This window comes from Dietzia sp. E1 (genome assembly GCF_014145015.1).
GTDB classification, from domain to species: domain Bacteria; phylum Actinomycetota; class Actinomycetes; order Mycobacteriales; family Mycobacteriaceae; genus Dietzia; species Dietzia cinnamea_A.
Window position 1 is genome coordinate 1 of sequence record NZ_JAALDU010000481.1, and the last position, 3718, is coordinate 3718.

The following is a 3718-nucleotide window of genomic DNA, read 5'->3' on the forward strand; positions in this document are numbered from 1 at the left end:
TGGATGCCGGTGCTGCTGCTGGCGTGGCCGCAGGACGCCTCCCACCCGCTCGAGGTGGCCGAACACCTGCTGCAGCTGCTGCCCGACGCCCGGCTCGAGGTGGCGCGCACCCCGGCGGAGGTCGAGAAGTGGCCGCGGGCGGTGGCGGCCTTCATCGGGGGCCTCGCCGGCGAGAGCGGAGCAGCCCCGCCTCGGTAGCGCGCGTGGCCACCGCGGCGCGACTGCGGGCGCCGAGCCTGGTGATGATGCGGCTGACGCGGTCCTTGACCGTGTGCACGCTCAGGTGGACACGGTCGGAGATCTCCTGGTTGGAGTAGCCGTCGGCGATCAGGGCGATGATCTCGAGGTCGTCCTGCAGCCCCATCACGCGCGCCGTCTCGAGCTGGAGCGAGCTCTCCACGGCGTCGAGCGCCCGTTCCGTCCGGCCCGGGTCACCGCCGGCGCGGCCGACCATGAGGTTGAGGCGCCGGTAGACCTCGAGCGCAGTGCGCTGCTGCTCTTCGAGGATTTCCAGGCGCCTGGTCTTGGTGGCCAGGTTGGCCTGGAGCCGGCGCAGCTCGGTCATGTCCCGGCCGACGCCCTGCCGGCCGACCAGCCGGCCGCCGCGGTAGATGTTCCCGGCGTGGATCTCCAGGTCGCGGACCTGGCCGTCCGGCTGCAGGATCCGCGTCTCGAAGTAGCGTCCAGGGTCGGCGCTGGCCATCCCCAGTCGGAAGTGCTCGACGGTCTCCGCGAGGGCGTCGGGGTCGATGACCTTGGAGAAGTGTTCGCCGATCAGATCCGCGAGGTCCCAGCCGAAGATCCGCTCGCCGGCGGGGTTGATGTAGGTGAACCTGCCGTCGGTGTCGACGGCGTAGACGACATCCGCGAGCCGGGCCAGGAGGTCCCGGTAGTCAAGGGACGGATCGTCGTGCATCGGCCCAGGCTACGGCAGCGTGTGTGCCCGGCCCGGCCCGCCGGGGCCGGCACCCGTTCGGGTGATCTTCCACGACCTCCGGGGGTGTCACCGCGATCACGAACCCGGCGAGAATGTGAGTCAGACGACACTGCGACCACCCCGAGAGCCCCGACAACCCCCAGGAAACCATTGTGACCTCCACCGCCACCCCGTCCGCGTCCGCGATCGCCACCCGCCTGGCGGAATCGGGCACCCTCGCCGACCTGTTCCTCGCCACGGCCGCCGCCCACCCGGGCGAGGTCGCGCTCCGCTCCCACGAGACGGGAGCCGAGGTCACGTACGCACAGGCCCGGGCACGGGTCGGGGCGATCGCCGGCACGCTCCGCGAGCTGGGTGTGGCCCCGGGCGAGCCGGTCGCCCTGATGCTGCGCAACCGACCGGAGTTCCACCTCGTGGACACCGCCGTGATGATGCTCGGCGCCGTGCCGTTCAGTCTCTACAACACGTCGGCGCCTGATCAGCTCGCCTACGTCCTGGCGGACGCCGGTGTGAAGACCATCGTGACCGAGTCGGCGTTCGTCGGGGTCCTCGGGGCTGCACGGGGGTCCGCCCCGGCGGTGGAGCGGCTCGTCCTGGTGGACGAGAGCCCGGACGACCACGACGACCTGCTGCGCGAGTTGGCCGCCGAGGAGACCGCTTTCGACTTCTCCTGCGCCGAGGCGATCCGCCCCGACGACCTGCTGACGCTCATCTACACCTCCGGCACCACGGGGCCGCAGAAGGGCGTCGAGCTCACCCACGAGGGCATGCTCACGCAGCTTCGCGGAGTCCATCACGCGGTCCCGCTGCCGGGACACGGGCGCCAGATCTCGTTCCTGCCCGCGGCCCACGTGGCCGATCGCTGGACCTCGCACTACTCCGGCTTCATGGCCTACGCCAACACGGTGACGTGCGTGGCCGACATGGCGGAGCTGCCGGCCGCGCTCGTGGCCACGCGCCCGACCCTGTTCGGCGCCGTCCCGCGGGTGTGGGAGAAGCTCAAGGCCGCACTCGAGGCGGGTTACCCGGGTGACGCGGTGGCCGACTCCGTCGCGAACCCGCAGGTAGCCGAGGCGTTGCGGGCCAAGATCGGACTCGACGAGGCCCGGTGGGTCGTGACCGGGGCGGCCCCGACCCCTCGTGGTGTCCTGGAGTTCTTCACCGCCCTCGGCCTCCCGCTCTGCGAGATGCTGGGGATGTCCGAGGTCTCGTGCTGCGTGGCCACCAACACCCCGGACGCCATCAAGCTCGGGAGCGTCGGAAAGCCGCTCGACACCGTCGAGGTCCGGATCGCCGAGGACGGCGAGGTGGCGGTGCGCGGCCCGCAGGTCATGCGGGGGTACCGCGGTGCGCCGGCGAAGACCGCCGAGGCGATCGACGGCGACGGGTGGCTTCACACGGGCGATATCGGCCGGCTCGACGAGGACGGCTACCTGTGGATCGTCGACCGCAAGAAGGAGCTGATCATCAGCGCGGCCGGCAAGAACATGTCCCCGGCCAACATCGAGATGGCCATCCGCTCGGCGGGCAACGCGATCTCCCACGTGGCCGTGATCGGCGATCAGCGCCCCTACAATGTCGCCCTGATCGTGGCGGACCCGCAGCGGGCGGGCGACCCGCAACTCGAGGAGGCGATCCGGGTGCAGATCGATCGCGCCAACGCCACGCTGTCGCGGGTCGAACAGATCAAGAAGTACACGGTGCTGCGGCAGGACTGGCGCCCCGGGCACGAGCTCACCCCCACGATGAAGCTGCGACGCCGGGTGGTCGACGATCTCTACGCGGCGGAGATCGAGCAACTCTTCGCCTGAACGCGGCTCCGGCCTCCGGTGGCGCGCCGCCGCGGCGCATCCACACAATGGGGCCATGCGTGAACTTCAGAGGACGATCATCGACCACCTCGGGGTGAAGCCCGAGATCGACCCGGCCGCCGAGGTCGACCGTCGGGTGCGGTTCCTCGTGGACTACCTGCGGGCGAGCGGCGCCAAAGGGTACGTGCTGGGACTGTCCGGCGGGGTGGACTCGACACTGGCCGGTCGTCTGGCCCAGCTCGCGGTGGAGCGGATCCGCGCGGAGGGCGGGGACGCGGTGTTCGTCGGGATGCGCCTGCCCTACCGCGTGCAGCACGACGAGGCCGACGCCGTCGCGGCCGTGGAGTTCGTCGACGCCGACGAGGCCGTCACCGTCAACGTGGCGCCCGGCGTCGATGCGCTCAACGGCGAGATCGCCCGGGCCACCGGCGCAGAGCTGACGGACTTCACCAAGGGCAACGCCAAGGCCCGCCACCGCATGGTCGCCCAGTACGCCCTCGCCGGGGACCGCGGGCTGCTCGTGATCGGCGCCGACCACGCCGCCGAGAACGTCACGGGCTTCTTCACCAAGTTCGGCGACGGCGCCGCCGACGTCCTCCCGCTGTCGGGCCTGAACAAGCGGCAGGGGCGCGCGCTGCTGCGCCACCTCGGTGCGCCCGAACAGCTGTGGAACAAGGTGCCCACCGCCGACCTCCTCGACGAGAACGAGGGGCGGACCGACGAGGACGAGCTGGGCCTGCGGTACGACGACATCGACGACTACCTCGAGGGCCGCGACGTGCCCGAGCAGGTCGCCGAGACCATCGAGTCGGTGTGGCAGCGCAACCGCCACAAGCGCACCACCCCGGTGGAGGTGTCCGATACCTGGTGGCGTCCGGGCGAGCAGACCGCGCTCGTGGTGATCGACATGCAGAACTCGTACTTCGAGTTCCCCGACCTCGCCTCCGTGCGCGACGAGCTGGTGGCCTCG

The 3718-nt window shown here is 71.1% G+C and carries 2 protein-coding genes and 2 pseudogenes; 3 read left to right on the forward strand and 1 reads right to left on the reverse strand.

The window, feature by feature from the left end:
* Positions 1-198: pseudogene (locus G6030_RS14275) on the forward strand (alpha/beta hydrolase); the annotation flags it as partial.
* Here the strand turns inward: G6030_RS14275 and G6030_RS14280 are convergent.
* Positions 152-916, reverse strand: a complete 765-nt coding sequence (locus G6030_RS14280) for a PAS domain S-box protein (protein WP_182643578.1) — start codon at positions 914-916, stop codon at positions 152-154. The pseudogene G6030_RS14275 and the gene G6030_RS14280 sit on opposite strands and share 47 nt — an antisense overlap.
* A 173-nt stretch (positions 917-1089) precedes the next feature.
* On the opposite strand from G6030_RS14280, the gene G6030_RS14285 reads away from it, so the two are divergent.
* Both G6030_RS14285 and nadE read left to right on the forward strand, forming a co-directional pair.
* Positions 1090-2748 carry an AMP-binding protein gene (locus tag G6030_RS14285; protein WP_182643579.1) on the forward strand — a complete coding sequence of 553 codons (1659 nt, stop codon included), beginning with the start codon at positions 1090-1092 and terminating at the stop codon, positions 2746-2748.
* Positions 2749-2803: 55 nt separating this feature from the next.
* Positions 2804-3622: pseudogene (gene nadE / locus G6030_RS14290) on the forward strand (ammonia-dependent NAD(+) synthetase); the annotation flags it as partial.
* Positions 3623-3718 lie beyond the last annotated feature (96 nt).